At 40.4% G+C, this 14,290-nt stretch carries 14 protein-coding genes; 7 read left to right on the forward strand and 7 right to left on the reverse strand.

Translation table 11 applies throughout. The annotated features are described in order from the left end of the window. Positions 1 to 325 precede the first annotated feature (325 nt). The 7 genes from tsaE to ABMQ40_RS04920 all read left to right on the forward strand — a co-directional run bounded on the left by tsaE (position 326) and on the right by ABMQ40_RS04920 (position 7,287). Positions 326 to 733, forward strand: a complete 408-nt coding sequence (gene tsaE / locus ABMQ40_RS04890) for a tRNA (adenosine(37)-N6)-threonylcarbamoyltransferase complex ATPase subunit type 1 TsaE (RefSeq protein WP_370897127.1) — start codon at positions 326 to 328, stop codon at positions 731 to 733. Positions 734 to 802: 69 nt separating this feature from the next. Continuing rightward, complete coding sequence (locus ABMQ40_RS04895) at positions 803 to 1,996, forward strand: alanine dehydrogenase (protein WP_370897129.1); 1,194 nt, start codon at positions 803 to 805, stop codon at positions 1,994 to 1,996. Next, entirely contained in the window at positions 1,996 to 2,367 is a 372-nt protein-coding gene (locus ABMQ40_RS04900) for a hypothetical protein (RefSeq protein WP_370897131.1), read from the forward strand. Before ABMQ40_RS04895 ends, ABMQ40_RS04900 begins: the two co-directional genes overlap by 1 nt. A gap of 3 nt (positions 2,368 to 2,370) precedes the next feature. Beyond that, positions 2,371 to 3,141 carry a histidine kinase gene (locus tag ABMQ40_RS04905; RefSeq protein WP_370897133.1) on the forward strand — a complete coding sequence of 257 codons (771 nt, stop codon included), beginning with the start codon at positions 2,371 to 2,373 and terminating at the stop codon, positions 3,139 to 3,141. Then, a complete protein-coding gene (locus ABMQ40_RS04910; protein WP_370897135.1) occupies positions 3,119 to 3,844 on the forward strand; it encodes a LytR/AlgR family response regulator transcription factor in 726 nt (241 codons plus the stop codon). The genes ABMQ40_RS04905 and ABMQ40_RS04910 overlap by 23 nt, the downstream gene beginning before the upstream one ends. A 99-nt stretch (positions 3,845 to 3,943) precedes the next feature. Then, positions 3,944 to 6,223 carry a cation:proton antiporter gene (locus ABMQ40_RS04915; RefSeq protein WP_370897137.1) on the forward strand — a complete coding sequence of 760 codons (2,280 nt, stop codon included), beginning with the start codon at positions 3,944 to 3,946 and terminating at the stop codon, positions 6,221 to 6,223. Between the two features lie 218 nt (positions 6,224 to 6,441). Then, the gene (locus ABMQ40_RS04920) at positions 6,442 to 7,287 is read left to right on the forward strand and encodes a prephenate dehydrogenase (RefSeq protein WP_370897140.1); all 846 of its coding nucleotides are present in this window, start codon (positions 6,442 to 6,444) and stop codon (positions 7,285 to 7,287) included. Positions 7,288 to 7,333: 46 nt separating this feature from the next. Here ABMQ40_RS04920 and ABMQ40_RS04925 read toward each other — a convergent pair whose 3' ends face one another. The 7 genes from ABMQ40_RS04925 to ABMQ40_RS04955 form a co-directional block, all read right to left on the reverse strand. Beyond that, positions 7,334 to 8,752 (reverse strand): L-serine ammonia-lyase, encoded by a 1,419-nt coding sequence (locus ABMQ40_RS04925; RefSeq protein WP_370897142.1) that lies wholly within the window; start codon positions 8,750 to 8,752, stop codon positions 7,334 to 7,336. Between the two features lie 96 nt (positions 8,753 to 8,848). Continuing rightward, positions 8,849 to 10,192 carry an ammonium transporter gene (locus tag ABMQ40_RS04930; protein ID WP_370897144.1) on the reverse strand — a complete coding sequence of 448 codons (1,344 nt, stop codon included), beginning with the start codon at positions 10,190 to 10,192 and terminating at the stop codon, positions 8,849 to 8,851. 98 nt (positions 10,193 to 10,290) lie between these two features. Next, positions 10,291 to 10,935 carry an alpha/beta hydrolase family protein gene (locus ABMQ40_RS04935; protein ID WP_370897146.1) on the reverse strand — a complete coding sequence of 215 codons (645 nt, stop codon included), beginning with the start codon at positions 10,933 to 10,935 and terminating at the stop codon, positions 10,291 to 10,293. A 70-nt stretch (positions 10,936 to 11,005) separates the two neighbouring features. After that, positions 11,006 to 11,632, reverse strand: a complete 627-nt coding sequence (locus tag ABMQ40_RS04940; RefSeq protein WP_370897148.1) for a YceI family protein — start codon at positions 11,630 to 11,632, stop codon at positions 11,006 to 11,008. A 78-nt stretch (positions 11,633 to 11,710) separates the two neighbouring features. Beyond that, complete coding sequence (locus tag ABMQ40_RS04945) at positions 11,711 to 12,277, reverse strand: YceI family protein (protein WP_370897150.1); 567 nt, start codon at positions 12,275 to 12,277, stop codon at positions 11,711 to 11,713. Between the two features lie 143 nt (positions 12,278 to 12,420). After that, positions 12,421 to 13,470 carry a glucokinase gene (locus tag ABMQ40_RS04950; RefSeq protein ID WP_370897152.1) on the reverse strand — a complete coding sequence of 350 codons (1,050 nt, stop codon included), beginning with the start codon at positions 13,468 to 13,470 and terminating at the stop codon, positions 12,421 to 12,423. 114 nt (positions 13,471 to 13,584) lie between these two features. Beyond that, positions 13,585 to 14,148, reverse strand: a complete 564-nt coding sequence (locus tag ABMQ40_RS04955) for a hypothetical protein (protein WP_370897154.1) — start codon at positions 14,146 to 14,148, stop codon at positions 13,585 to 13,587. Positions 14,149 to 14,290 lie beyond the last annotated feature (142 nt).

Here is a 14,290-nt window from a genome sequence, read left to right on the forward strand (position 1 = left end):
AAAATCTTTTTCCCAATAAAGCGGTTGAGATAGCTCAGAAACAATGAGTCTGGCTCCCACAAGCTTGTGCACGAAAGCTGCCGGAACAAAGCTTACCCAGGAAAGCAATTAAAATACAGTAACATAATTTTTTTCATAATTTGATTTTTAGTGATATAAATATAATGCACTATCCCGTGAAAATTATTCTTTTACTTTATAAAAAAAATGCCTGACATAATTAAACTTCTGAAACACCGATCAGATTAACAATTCATTTAAGTCTTTCCCCAAATTACATTTAAATTAGCCAACTAATCATTATTTTTGTCTTTAAATAACGAACATGCAGTTTCAAGCTTCCCATATCAACGACTGGAAAAATATAGCAGAAGAGATTTCAGGCAACCTGAAGCATTCCATCCTTTTACTTAAAGGAAATTTAGGTGCCGGAAAAACCACTTTTACCCAGTTTCTGCTTAAAAGCTTAGGCAGTAAAGACGAAGTAAGCTCTCCTACCTATTCCATCGTCAATGAATATGATACCCCAAAAGGGAAAGTATATCATTTTGACCTGTACCGCTTAAAAAATATTCAGGAGGTCTACGATATCGGCATTGAAGAATACCTGGATAACAGCTTCCTGTGCATTATCGAATGGCCGGAAGTATATGAGGAGGAGCTTTACGGGCTCAAATACCACACCATGAGCATTATAAATACCGGAGAAACAAGAGAGATTTCATTCGATTAAATATTCTGTATCTTTGCTGAATGAATTCAATTGTAAAATAACTATCTGTAAGACCTAATTTATTAAAGAATGAGTACTACAAATATTTTTACTCCTTTTACCGAGGAAGAATTAATGCCGAAGGAAGAAAAACTGGAAGTCATAAAAAAGGGTAAGCAATTCAGCATTGGTATCCCTAAAGAAACCAGCCTTCATGAAAGAAGAACCTGCATTACACCGGATGCAGTACAGGTATTGGTAGAGCACGGGCATGAAATAATCATCGAATCGGGAGCAGGACAAGGCTCATTTTTTACAGATTTACAATATTCCGAGTCAGGGGCAAAAATCACAAATGACCCTAAAGAAGCTTTCGGACAGGACCTGGTTCTTAAGATCAATCCCCCTACGGATGAGGAAATTGAATACATGAGACCCAATACCTATCTGGTTTCAGCGCTCCAGATCAACCTTAGAGATAAGGAATATTTCCTGAAACTTGCAGAGAGAAAGATCAATGCTATTGCATTTGAATTTATTGTTGACGAATATAAGCAATTGGCTCTGGTAAGGCTGGTTGGCGAAATTGCAGGAACAGTTTCCATCTTATATGCCTCTGAGCTTCTGGCTTTATCCAACGGGCTGATGCTGGGTGGGATCACCGGAGTAAGGCCCACTGAAGTGGTTATTCTGGGTGCGGGCATCGTAGGAGAGTTTGCCACCAAGGCTGCCATAGGGCTCGGTGCCAGTGTAAGGGTCTTTGATAATTCCCTTTCCAAGCTGAGAAGGCTTCATACCATCGTTGACAGCAGGGTGCCTACCTCCATTATAGATCCGAAAGAGCTGAGTAAGGCATTAAGGCGTGCTGATGTTGTCATCGGTGCTCTTCCGAGACTCAACATGACCCCCATCGTAACCGAAGATATGGTCATGAAAATGAAAAAAGGTAGTGTAATCATTGACATTACCATCGATAACGGTAAAGTGATCGAAACATCCGAGCTTACCACAATGGAAGACCCTTATGTGATCAAACACGGTGTCATCCACTGTGGCCTTCCAAATCTTACTTCAAAAATGCCAAGAACCACAACAAAGGCGATCTCGAATTTCTTCCTCTCCTATATTTTGAATTATGATGAAGAAGGCGGCTTTGAAAATATGCTCATCCGCAAAAATGAGATGAAGCAAAGCCTGTATATGTATAAAGGCAGACATACTAAGAAAATCATCTGCGACCGTTTCGGACTTACTTATCACGATATCAACCTATTAATCTTCTAATGAGAAAACTAAAATTCTATATCATCGGCCTTATCCCCGGATTAATCATCGTGTTTTTTATCCTGAACAAAAAAGGGGCAAGCTGCAGCGGATATCTGCCAAACAGCCGTGTCATTGCAGAAACACTCTCCAAGGATTTTAAATATTCAGAAAATTTTAAAAACCAGATGGCTACCTATGCAATAGACGAAAAGCTCCTGAAAGACAGCATTATTACCCACGGAAGAATAGATTTCGACAAAAGCCATGCCCAGAAACAGCCATGCCCGGACTACCTGCTGATGTATCCGGAAAAAAGCCCTGTTTATGAGATTACTTTTGAAAAATGCGAGGAAAACGTGACGATGACCAACCTGAAGAAACTCAAGTAGCGTATGGAAGGCAATTACTACATGATTCATGATTATCTGATATTCATTGGAGTTTTTGCTATTTTCTTCTTTCTCACGGTAAACATTTATCTTCTGGCTCAGAATAAAAGGCTGAAACAAAGAAATGCCAAGCTGACCGAAGCCCATAAAATCATTGAACAAAGGCTGAATGAGGTTCAGCTGGAGCATATCGGAACCAAGCTAAATCCCCATTTATTTAAAAACATATTAAATTCGGTTCAGTCACATGCCTACCAGACCTATATGTCTCTGGATAAGCTTGCCAATGTTCTGGACTATATTTTATATGAGAGCAACAACAAATTCGTAAGTCCTAAGGATGAACTGAATTTCGCCTTAAGCCTTATCGAGATCAATAAAATCAAGGTGAATCCACTATTTGATTTCAGGACCAGGTTCAAGATCAATAAATCTGATGCTATCTACGAGGAAAAAGTTTTCGCTCCCTTAATTTCTGTGGACCTTATAGAGAACGCTTTTAAGCACACGGATTTTCTTGCACAGGATTCATTCATCTCCATCCATATGGAGCTTGAAAACAGAATTTTCACAATGAAGGTCAGCAATAAGGCTTCTTTGAAAAGCACTCTTGAAAAGGAAAAGAGCGGCTTCGGAAGCCAGTCTCTGGATCAGCGGCTGAAAATGATCTACAACAATCACTACCAGCTGGATAAAAGTTCAAAAAACGGTATCTTCACGGCAGAATTAAAAATCTATTTGGGAGAATTTTATGATAAAATGCGTTATTCTTGATGATGAATTGCTGGCTATCAGCTATCTGAAGCTTCTGTGTGAGCAGATTGATCATGTGGAAGTGATAAAGGCATTCAATGATCCCAAGATTTTTCTGAACGAAATTGACCGTCTCGACTGCAATGTCTGTATCCTCGATATTGAAATGCCCGGTATGAACGGCCTTCAGGTTGCCGAATTAATTTCCGGATCAAAAAAAATCATCTTTACAACCGCTTACAAGGAATATGCTGCCGAAGCTTTTGATCTGAATGTGGTGGATTATGTAAGGAAGCCCATAAAAAAAGAAAGGCTCATCCAGGCTTTTGAGAAGGCAAAAGAGGTACTTGCCAGCCCGCAGAAAAAAGATTTCATCGAATGGAACACCAATATCGGCAAGACCATTATCTTCACTCATGAGATCGTTTATATTAAAACATCCGACATAGACAGCCGTGATAAGGATATTCTTCTGAGTGACGGAACTACCATCGTCCTGAAGAACCTCAGCTTCAAAAATCTTCTGGAGATGCTTCCCGCCAGAGACTTTGCCCAGGTAAACAAAAAAGAGATCATTGCTCTCTCCGCCATCAAAGTATTTTCCACCAGTGAAATCATTACCGCTATCCCCGTTGAAGGCGAGCATTTCCTGAAATTGCAGATCGGTGAAGCCTATAAAAATTCTCTGACAGAGCTGTTTGGGAATAACCTGACGAAGCCGTAAAAATTTTATTGCAGAATTTACCGTTTTTATTACATTTTAAAATTATTTTTATTTTTCATACCGGTATTCTTACCAAATTTGCATCAAAATAATGGAGTTATGAATTTGGGAAAATACAGAAATATCATTTTTTATATCGCTACTATCGCTGTTTTCTCGTGTCTGATGTACTTTTTCATTATAGAGGGACAGACACTGGAGATCAAAGAAAATATAGTGACCAAAGCCAATACAGGCTCCAGCTGGGAAAACTTTACGGAATCTTTTAAGGTCAACCTTCATCATCCGCTCGCCCTGCTATTGGCACAAATTGTTACTATCATTCTTGTAGCCCGGCTTTTTGGATGGATATGCATGAAAATAAAGCAGCCGACCGTCATCGGAGAAATGATCGCGGGTATTGTTCTGGGACCATCACTCGTAGGAATGTACTTCCCGGAATTTTCTGCGTTTCTCTTCCCCAAGGAATCCTTAGGCAATCTGCAGTTTCTTAGCCAGATCGGGCTTATTTTGTTTATGTACATCGTAGGAATGGAGCTGGATCTGAGCGTTTTAAGAAAGAAAGCCCATGATGCCGTAGTGATCAGCCATGCAAGCATCATCATCCCGTTCGCTTTAGGGATAGGCCTTTCTTATTTTATCTATCAGGAGTTTGCTCCGGAAGGGATACAGTTCACATCTTTTGCCCTGTTTATTGCCATTGCCATGAGCATTACGGCATTTCCTGTGCTGGCAAGGATCGTTCAGGAGCGTAATCTTCATAAGACAAAAATAGGTACCATTGTTATCACCTGTGCTGCGGCTGATGATATTACGGCCTGGTGTATTTTGGCAACTGTAATCGCCATAGTAAAGGCAGGCTCTTTCTCGGGCTCAATATTCGTTATTGTAATGGCCATCCTATACGTCTTTATCATGATAAAAGCCGTAAGACCATTCCTGAACAGGATCGCTGAATCCCAGAAAGGAAAAGGCTTCATCAGCAAAGCCCTGGTCGCTATATTCTTCCTGATACTGATCATTTCCTCCTATGCAACAGAGGTTATCGGGATTCATGCGCTTTTCGGGGCCTTTATGGCAGGAGCTATAATGCCTGAAAACGTAAAATTCAGAAACCTTTTTATAGAAAAGATTGAAGATGTCGCCCTGGTTCTATTGCTTCCCCTGTTTTTTGTTTTTACAGGATTAAGAACCCAGATCGGCTTGTTAAATGACAGCCACCTCTGGAAAATAGGCGGATTCATCATACTTACAGCTGTGATCGGGAAATTCGTGGGAAGCGCCCTCACGGCAAAATTCCTGAAAATAAGCTGGAAAGACAGCCTTACCATAGGCGCCTTAATGAATACAAGAGGACTTACCGAACTTATTGTTCTTAATATCGGTTATGATTTAGGGGTTTTAGGGCCGGAATTGTTTGCTATGCTTGTGATCATGGCTTTGTTTACAACTTTTATGACAGGACCCTGCCTGGATCTCATCAACTATCTTTTCAAAGGAAAAAAATCAATGATAGAAGATGAGCGGGAAGACGATGCCAAATACAGGGTACTGCTTTCTTTCGAGACTGCAGAGTCCGGGAGTACATTGCTGAAGCTTGCCGACAGCTTCACCCGTAAAATGAACGGAAACAAAAGCGTGACAGCAATGAATATCGCCCCTGTTGATGAACTGCATGCCTTTGACATAGACAATTATGAAAAAGAGCAATTTGAAAATGTGATCGAAACCTCCCATGACCTCAAACTGGAAGTAACTACCCTTTTCAAGGCGTCCACCGATATTGAAAATGATCTTACCAACATCACGAACAAAGGAAACTATGACCTGCTTCTGATCATGCTGGGAAAATCAATGTATGAAGGCAGCTTATTGGGAAGGCTGTTAGGATTTACCACCAAAATCATCAATCCGGAAAAACTTCTCAATACGGTAAAAGGGAAAGGGAACATCTTCAACAACTCTCCTTTTGACGATTTCACTCTTCAGATTTTAGACAAAACCAATATTCCCGTAGGGGTCCTGGTTGAGAAGAACTTCAAATCCGCGGACAAAGTCTTTGTCCCGATCTTCAACCTCAGCGATTTTTACCTGTTGGAATATGCCAAAAGACTGATCAATAATAATAATTCACAGATCATCATCCTTGATGTGGCCGGGCAGATCCGTACCAATATCGAAGTGAAGGAATTGATCAGAAGTATTGAACAGGTAGCGCCAAACCACATTACCCTTTACAACGAAAAAAAGATTGAAAAAGACTTCCTGAATTCCCAGGACCTGATGCTGATCAGCAGCAAAAGCTGGAAAAATCTCATAGATTCCAAAAGCCTGTGGTTATCGGATATTCCTTCAACCCTGATTATTTCCAATCCGTAAATTATTATCCATAATATCTGAGATCCATAAACCGCTTATTTCATTCCACAGAAAGATATTTCATATTTGAAAATTATTTTATACCTTCGTATCATGATTGCTGATAACAGAACATATTATTACAGAATTTTTACCTCGGAACCGGGATAGGAATTCTTATGCATATAGCTTAAAACCTCGTCCTGGGACGGGGTTTTTTTATTTAAAAAAATAGAAAGATGAAAATAAGTATTATCGGTGTAGGATTAATCGGCGGCTCCATTGCCCTAAAACTGAAGAAAAAAGGAATCGCGGATTTCGTTTACGGAATTGACAACAGTAATAAGCATCTGAATGATGCATTAGACTTGAAAATAATTGATGCCAAAGTAGATCTGGAATACGGGATCAGAAATTCTGATCTGGTCATTATGGCCATCCCCGTAGATGCCGCCAGAGAGCTGCTGCCCAAAGTCCTGGATCTGCTAACACCTGCCCAAACGGTAATGGATGTGGGCTCTACAAAAGCGGGGATTGTAGATGCCGTAAAAGGCCACCACAGCCGTTCAAGGTTCGTAGCTTTTCACCCGATGTGGGGAACGGAGAACAGTGGCCCTGAATCTGCTGTTACAGACAGCTTTTCGGGAAGGGCGGGAGTGATCTGCAACAAGGAGGAATCAGCCGAAGATGCACTGAAGCTGATTGAAAAGATTGTCGTAAGCCTGGATATGCATTTAATCTATATGAATGCGGAAGACCATGATATTCATACTGCCTATATTTCCCATATTTCTCATATTACCTCTTATGCCCTGGCGAATACTGTCCTGGAAAAGGAACGTGAGGAAGAAACCATTTTCCAGCTGGCAAGTTCCGGTTTTTCAAGCACCGTACGTCTGGCCAAATCGCATCCTGAAATGTGGGTCCCTATTTTCAGGCAAAACAAGGAAAATGTTCTGGATGTTTTAAATGAGCATATCACTCAGCTTAGAAAATTCAAATCCGCTTTGGAAAAGGAAAATTATGAATATCTGGAAGAATTGATCACCAATGCCAATAAAATAAGAGGAATACTGGATAAGTAATCCTCTTATTTTATTTAAGATTATTTTTTAAATATTAAGGGGCATTTTAGCATTCCGGCACATTGACCGCAATAGCCAATCCGCCTTCGGAAGTTTCTTTAAACCTGTCGTTCATGGATTGGGCGGTTTCCCACATCGTCTGGATAACCTCATCCAGCGTTACTCTGGCCTTTGCAGGATCACTTTCAAGGGCAATATTTGCCGCAGTGATTGCTTTTATGGCTCCCATTGTGTTTCTTTCTATACAAGGGATCTGAACCAGGCCTTTTATCGGATCACAGGTCAGACCCAAATGATGTTCCATAGCAATCTCGGCAGCCATTAGCACCTGGCCAATATTACCTCCGAGGATTTCGGTAAGTCCTGCGGCGGCCATTGCCGAGGAAACACCTATTTCTGCCTGGCAGCCTCCCATTGCAGCAGAGATCGTCGCATTTTTCTTGAATAATGTTCCGATCTCACCGGCAACCAGAAGGAACCTTACGATATCATCTTCACTGGTGAAGGGGGTAAAAGCCTGCGCATACATCAGAACAGCCGGGATCACTCCGCTGGCCCCATTGGTAGGCGCCGTAATTATTCTTCCGAAACTCGCATTCTCTTCATTAACAGCAAGGGCAAAGCAGGCGATCCATTTATTGATATTGGTGAAATTTTCTTCAGCATCCACTACCAGCTGGAACCATTCATCAATATTTCTGTAAATCTTATCTCCCAAAAGCTTTCTGTTGATCCCCGCTGCCCGCCGGGAAACATTAAGCCCGCCGGGAAGAACTCCTTCCTTATTCACTCCTTTATAGATGCATTCCTTGATCTGCTGCCAGATATACAATGCCTCCTTTCTTGTTTCTTCCTGCGTTCTCCAGCTTTCTTCATTCACAAGGATCAAATCTGAAAATTTCTGAAATCCGAATTTTTCACAATATTTTATTATATCGGAAGCATGGTGGCAGGGGTATAGGGTACGTACGCAATCTTTTTCAATTGAGTTTTTTTCCTGGGTGGCAATAAAGCCTCCTCCTACGGAATAATAATCCTGAACCAGCTCGGTACCGTCTTCAAAAACAGCCTTAAATATCATTCCGTTCGGATGGTATTCCAAGGATCTCTGCATGTTCAGAACCAGATGATAGCCATAGACGAACGGGATCTCCTTTTCGCCACCCAGGTTCAGGCGTTCATCACGTTTTATTTTTGCAACCTTTTCATCGATCTTTGATGTATCGATTGTTTTGAAGTTTTCGCCATTTAGCCCCAGCATTCCCGCGATATCCGTCCCATGGCCGATCCCCGTTTTAGCCAATGATCCGAAAAACTCCAGGAAAACTTCTTTTACTTCCGCAACTGATCTTTCTCTCCTGATCAGGTTGATAAAAGATGTTGCAGCGTTCCAGGGACCCATGGTATGTGAACTTGACGGGCCGATCCCTACTTTAATAATTTCAAAAACTGATATTGACTCCATAAAAAATAATTCCCTTTTCCTGAACAAAGATACATAATAAATAAGTCATATCAGCTTACAGTACAAGATAAAACAGCCTTTTATAATCCCTCTGAATTACGAAAGTTTTTCTTCATGCTGAGACAAATCGAGTCCCATTTTTTCCGATTCTTCAGATACCCTTAACGTAATTATACTGTTTGTGATTTTATACAAAAACAATGAACCAAAAAACGCAAATGCAGAAACCAGAAGTAAAGCGGCCATATGATGGGCAAAAACCCCAAACCCGCCATGAAGAAGGCTTGCATTCTCTCCATGGGCAAAAACAGCAGTAAGGATCATTCCCATAATCCCTCCTACCCCATGGCATGCAAATACATCCAGTGTGTCATCAATTTTTTTAAGCCTGTTCCAGTTTACCATGAGATTTGAAACCACAGCTGAAATAAATCCGATAAACAGGCTTTCAGGAATAGACACGAACCCGCAGCCCGGTGTTATGGCAACAAGACCTACCACAGCACCAATGCAGGCTCCCATAGCGGATATACTTCTTCCATTGATCCGGTCAAAAAATATCCATGTCATCATGGCTGATGCCGACGCTATGGTTGTGGTTCCGAAAGCTATGGCCGCCGTCGCATTGGCACTTAGTGCTGATCCCGCATTAAACCCGAACCATCCGAACCAAAGCTTCCCCGTTCCCAGAAGCACATAAGGGATATTGGATGGCTCATGGTGCGGATTTTTTCTGTTTCCCAACACCAAAGCCCCGGCTAATGCGGCAAAACCGGCACTCATATGTACAACTGTTCCTCCCGCAAAATCCTTCACTCCGAAATATTTGTTCAAGAGGCCATCAGGATACCATACCATATGGCAAAGCGGGGTATAGATAAAAATACTGAAAAGCACTATGAATAAGAGATAGGAAATGAAACGGACCCGTTCTGCAAAGGATCCCGTGATCAGGGCCGGCGTAATGACCGCAAACTTCATCTGAAATAAAGCGAAAAGCACAAAAGGAATGGTGGAAGCAAGCATTTTATGAGGCAGTATCCCTACCCGGCTGAAAAAAGGATAGCTCAGCGGATTTCCAATAACTCCATAATGCTCGCCGTTGATGGTAAAGCCCAAAGAATCCCCGAAAGACAAGGAAAACCCTATCACTACCCATAAGATGGAAATAACGCCCAAAGCGATAAAACTCTGGAGCATAGTAGAGATCACATTCTTTTTTCCTACCATCCCGCCATAGAAAAAAGAAAGGCCGGGCGTCATGAGCAGTACCAGACCTGCGGCAGCTAATATCCAGGCAACATCAGCCCCTACGATATTAGCTTCGCTCAAAAACTCGCCGGTATTGGGAAAATCACTAAAAGGGCTCCAGAACAATCCTCCTATGGCAATAAGGGCGATCATTGAAAACGAAACCACCCATTTCAAACCTATTTTCATAATATTTTATATTTAACCCTATCAAAATTAAATATAATTTATGAAAAACATATAATTATTCCAATAAACCCTCCTAAAAAATAAGGGTATTTATTCAATTAATTAACAAATATTTCATTCAGGATCTTTGAAACTTCTTTATATTTTGTAGCCGGAAAGAGATGGGTTCCCCCTTTAATAATATAATCAGGGCGGGAGTTTTTAACCGGGAATACAATATCCTTGTCTCCTAATATCTGGATCACCCCGGGTATTTCATCACACTTCCAGGAAGAAATCTGCTCTATGGACCATTTCAGGTAATAAGGGTCCCTGACTTTAAAATACTGTAATAGCCTGGGATTTTTAGGATCAAATAACTTCCTTACCACAGAATACATCCGTGTAGCTCTTTCATTGAAAAACCTTACAGGCAGTATCCTGACGATCTTTGTAACTTCACCGGTTCTGATCAATCTGGACTTTTCCTTATGGGATCTGATGCTTCCCAGAATTACGACCTTCAGGGCGGGCTTTATCTTGTTGATCTCCTGTACGATAATACCACCGAAGGAGTACCCTAATAAATAAAAGGGCTCTGAATCATCAATTCTGGCTGCCATTCTTTGGACATAAGTATGGAACGGCTCATTTTTCTCCGGGATCAGCCAGTCTATAAAGACCACTTCCAGATGTTCCGGAAAAGACAACCGTTCCAGGACCTTAAAGTCAGCGCCCAGCCCGCTTACTACATAAACTTTCATAGCACTAAAATAATAAAAATGGACCGCTTTTAAAACGGTCCATTTTATTACTACAGTATATATGTACTGCTTATTTTTTCTTTACAGGAGTTCTGTTCTCATTATCAAGCTTTTCGGTAGATATCTTAAATTGGATATCCATTTCATTCTTAATAAAATAGTCTTTTAATGATGACTGATAGAATACCTTGAAATCTCTTCTGTTCAATGAGAATTTGGCAGACTCTATGATTACGGTAAATTGCGTGATATAGACATTAGCAGGAAAAGAAATTGTTTTTCTCACATCCTTGATCGTAATATCTCCATAAATGGTAGAGTTGTATTCGCTGTTTGCCAAAGGAATGATTTTGGTCAGATGAAATTTGGCGATCGGGAATTTTTTTACATCAAAGAAATTTGGCCCCTTAAGATCATTGGTAAGTTTGATCTGATCTTCTTCAGAAACGTCTCCCGCCATCAGGCTCCTCATATCAATTACAAATTCGCCGTCAACCAAAACGGTTTTATCAAAGTTGAACTTTCCGCTCTTCAGTTTCACTGTTCCGGAATGTGAGGAAGGCACGGTTTTCACCACTTTGTATCCCCACCATCTGATCTCGGAAGAAGTAACTTTTACAACCTTATCTCCTTTTTTCTGAGCAAAAGCAAATGACATGCCCACACACATCATAACAAACAATAGTAATCTTTTCATTCTTTTTTATTTACAATTTAACAAAAATAAAAAAAAGTGTAGAACTTCTACACTTTTAACAATCTTTTTTTGGTTAAATTATTTTGCAGTCACCTTTACAAGCATATCGATGTCATCTTTCACAAAAACATCCTGCATGGTAGACTTGTAAGCAACATCAAACTTTTGTCTGTCGAAGCTGAACTTATTAGATACCAGGCTCACTACACCTTTGCTGTAAGAAATCTTGGCAGGGAACGAGATTGGATTGGTTTTCCCTTTCACTGTAAGGTTTCCGCTTACAAGGGAATTGTAGATCTTATCATTATTTTTCTTTACCGAAGTGATCTTGAATGTTGCCGTAGGGTATTTTTCAACTTCAAAGAAATCCCCGTTTTTAAGGTGACCATTAAGCTTGGCCTGATATTCCCCTGTAAGATCCGTTGAATTAATGGAGGTCATATCCAGAACAAAAGTTCCTCCCACAAGCTGATTTCCCTTCATCACCATTTCTCCTGATTTCACTTTCACAGTACCATCATGAGAGCTTGCTTCAGATTTTGCTACTTTGTAACCCCACCAGTGTACATCAGATGCCACTACTTTTTTTGTTTGTCCGAAACTCAAACCGCTAGCTAAAACCGCTAATAAAAATATTTTTTTCATTTGAATAAAGTTATTTACTTGTTGTTTAACAATGCAAATGTAATCATCTCACAAGATAGATTTTGTTGATGTATATCAATAAAAACAATTATTTTTATGAATAATATCAGCAAAAAAACTCCGGAAAATCCGGAGATGATTCTTTATTCCTGATAATAAGCGGTATAGAGAGCCGCCCCGTTCAGTCCGGTATTATTGGTTTTGATAAGATATATCGGAATGTTTCTCAACATATCTTCCATCTTATCACTTATCTTATATTTCTCATAGAATTTATCCTTATCTATATAATCTTTTATGGTCTGCGGTATATCCCCTGAAATCAGCAGGCTTCCCGTAGCTTTAAGCTTCAGGGTAAGGTTGTTGGCCTCTCTAGCCAGAAATTCCAGGAATGTATCCAGGGCAATCTTACAGATCAGCACGTCGTCTTCAACGGCTGCTCTGTACAATTCCTGAACAAAATTCCCGTTGCTTAAACGCTCGCTCAGCCATTCCGGTTCAGGATGCCTTTTAACATCTCTTAAAAACCGGTAGATATTAAACAATCCCGTTTTAGAAAGCACATTTTCCCAGCTCACAATTCCGTAAAGATTATTCAGGAACTGATAAAATTCAACTTCCACATTCGTTCTTGGAGAAAATTCGGAATGGCCTCCTTCGGTTGCGAACGGCCTCAGGTACTTTCCATCAAAGAAATATCCGGCCTCACCAAGACCGTTACCGGGTGCCAGGATAGCCACGTTACCCTTTTCCAGATGCCCGCTGGAATAGATTGGCTCCAGGTCATTATCCTCAAGCAGCCCCATTCCGTATGCTGAGGCTTCCAGGTCATTAAGCATGCGGACATCTTCAAACCCGAAATCCCTTTTAAAATCTTCCACATCCAGGCTCCAGCCTAATCTTGCCGGGCTGCTTTTGCCATTAATTACAGGTCCCGGAACCGCCATTCCCAGACGTTTTACATTTTCGAGATGGTTATCCTGAATAAATTTTCTTAAAATATCGGAAAAAGAAGAATATTCTTTAGTAGGATAGCTATTATGGGTTTCCATTTCAAGACCTTCGCTGGCGGACATAAAATATCCTAAAGTAGTGATATCTTCACGAAGATTGGCACCTATAATGGAAATATTATCATTATTACTGTTCTTTACCCCCGGTAAATAAAGCGGAAATTTCGGATTCAATTTCATAATCACAAATTTTATCAAATATAATAATTGTTTTCGTAAATACTGTAAGGCAAAACAAAACCTTCTCAAAAATATGAAAAGGTTTGGTTAATAATTGTTTATATTAAAATCTAACTACTTTCCTAATGGAATATTATACGAAAATCCCAGTCCGATGTTTCCCACATTGTAATCCTGGTTCGGTAAATCACCGTCATTTCCTACAAATACCTTCTGATATTGTACGAAGAAATTCCAGTCTCTGTTGTGATATCCGATCTCAGGTTTAATGTAGAAACCTCCGTCCGGCCTGCTTAAAGTACTGTTGGAAGCTACCCTGTCATTTCCAACCAGAAAGCCATATCCCAGATCCGTACCGAAATAGAATCCGGTTTGCTTTGGATATACTCTGATCAAAGCGCCTACAGGAATCACCCCTACATCGTTATTATTGTATCCGTTATTGTCTTTTCCGAAATAATGGGTATATCCCGTAGCAATACCTAATCCGAAACCAGGAGTTATCAGGTTCTGATAAGATACATCCACGCCGACAGCAGCCGAAAGATTATCTGCAGGAACCGCTAAACCAACGTTAGCACCTACTTTAATCATGTTATTCATCTGCGCACTTTGTGCACTTACTGCACCAGCCGTTAAAATACCGGCAAGCAGAGCTACCTGTTTAAACATTTTCATAACTCTAATTTTTAAATTTTACTTACCATTAAGCTGTAAAAATCGTGCCAACAAAGGCCTTTTTTATCTTTTTAACAGCAGCAGACACCCCAAAATAATGAATATCAATCCATTAAATTTAAATATCCGTTTAAGATTATCC

Origin of the sequence: Chryseobacterium gossypii (assembly GCF_041361455.1) — a bacterium.
Lineage (GTDB): Bacteria > Bacteroidota > Bacteroidia > Flavobacteriales > Weeksellaceae > Chryseobacterium > Chryseobacterium gossypii.